Source organism: Blastococcus sp. TF02A-26 (assembly GCF_003319125.1).
Classification (GTDB): Bacteria; Actinomycetota; Actinomycetes; order Mycobacteriales; family Geodermatophilaceae; genus Trujillonella.
Window position 1 is genome coordinate 1 of sequence record NZ_QOHG01000042.1, and the last position, 1,673, is coordinate 1,673.

Here is a 1,673-nt window from a genome sequence, read left to right on the forward strand (position 1 = left end):
CTTAGCCTCGATCCACCGATGAGCTGAGCGCCGCGGACAGGCGTGGGAACACCGAAATGCCCTTCTGAACTGGGAAGATACGACTTGTCTAAGGTCCGTATCGCCAGTTCAAGAAGGGCATCTCGTAGATGCAACTTTCTCACACCCGCCCGGTGGTGTCCGCGACGTTCGATGAGCCCAACCTCGTGTCGGCGGCCGGCCTGGTTCCGCTGATGGCGCTGGCCGGCAAGGCCGGCCTGCAGAAGCTGGCCGACGAGCGGGTGAGCGTGCCGACCGACAAGGGCGCCAACGCCGGCCTGAAGCTCTCCTCGCTGGTCGCGGGCATGGCGGCCGGCGCGGACAGCATCGATGACATGGCCCTGCTGCGGCACGGCGGGATGGGCAAGGTCTTCACCGGCGCCTACGCACCCTCGACGCTGGGGTCGTTCCTGCGCTCGTTCACCTTCGGCCACGTCCGGCAGGCCGACGCGGTCGCCTCCCGGTTCCTGCTCAACCTCGCCGAGCACACCGAGCTGCTCGGCGGCCGGGCCGACGCGGGCACGGTGCTGGTCGATATCGACGACACCATCGTGGAGGTCCACGGCTACGCCAAGCAGGGCGCGGCGTTCGGCTACTCTGGGGTGCGGGGCCTCAGCGCGCTGCTGGCCACGGTCTCCACCGAGACCGTGGCCCCGGTGATCGCGGCCCAGCGGCTGCGCAAGGGCAGCGCCGGCTCCCCTCGCGGCGCGGCGAGGCTGGCCACCGACGCCCTCGCCCTGGTCCGCCGCAGCTCACTGGCCGGCCGGAAGGTGCTGGTGCGCGCGGACTCGGCGTTCTACTCCCACGCCCTGGTCGCTGCCGTGCTCAAGACGGGCGCCGATGCATCGATCACCGTGCGGATGGACCCGGCCGTCAGACGCGCGATCACCACGATCGACCAGGACGCGTGGACCACGATCAAGTACACCGACGCGATCTACGACGAGACCACTGGCGCTTGGATCTCCACGGCACAGGTCGCCGAGATCCCGTTCACCGCCTTCACCTCGAAGAAGAAAGCCGACCAGATCACCGGGCGCCTGATCGTGCGCCGCATCCCGGAGCTGAACCCCAAGAAGGGCGACGGCCAGGAGACGCTGTTCGACACGTGGCGCTTCCACGCGTTCTTCACCACCACCGCGCCCGCCGACCTCGACACCGTCGTCGCGGATCAGACCCACCGCCGTCACGCGATCATCGAGAACGTCCACGCCGACCTCAAGGCCTCCGCCCTGGCCCACCTGCCCTCGGGCGTCTTCACCGCCAACGCCGCCTGGCTGGTCTGCGCCGTCATGGCCTTCAACCTCACCCGCGCCGCCGCGACGGTGACCCACACCCCCGCGCTGGCCAGAGCCGCGACCGCGACGATCCGCCGCAAGCTCATCCACGTCCCGGCCCGGATCGCGACCTCCGCCCGGCGCCTGCGCCTGCACCTGCCCACCGACTGGCCCTGGGAGAAGGCCTGGTCCGCGCTCTACCAGGCCGCGCTCCCCACGCGAGCCCCCGCGACCTGACCCTCGACACACCGCCCCGACGACCGAGGACTCCGTGGAAAGCCGGGCAGACCGGCGACTTCCTCACGCCCCGGCACCACCGCGGCCACTCCGCCGGACCTCACCGGGCGCGCCCAGGTCCGTCGGTGGATCGAGGCTTAG

Annotated in this window: 1 protein-coding gene; it reads left to right on the top strand. The window is 70.5% G+C overall.

The annotated features are described in order from the left end of the window. Positions 1–128 precede the first annotated feature (128 nt). Positions 129–1,532 carry an IS1380 family transposase gene (locus tag DQ240_RS23000; protein WP_113842039.1) on the top strand — a complete coding sequence of 468 codons (1,404 nt, stop codon included), beginning with the start codon at positions 129–131 and terminating at the stop codon, positions 1,530–1,532. Positions 1,533–1,673 lie beyond the last annotated feature (141 nt).

Excerpts from the sequence above, each read along its gene's own strand:
- DQ240_RS23000 (WP_113842039.1), top strand. The coding sequence starts at position 129 with ATGCAACTTTCTCACACCCGCCCGGTGGTGTCCGCGACGTTCGATGAG.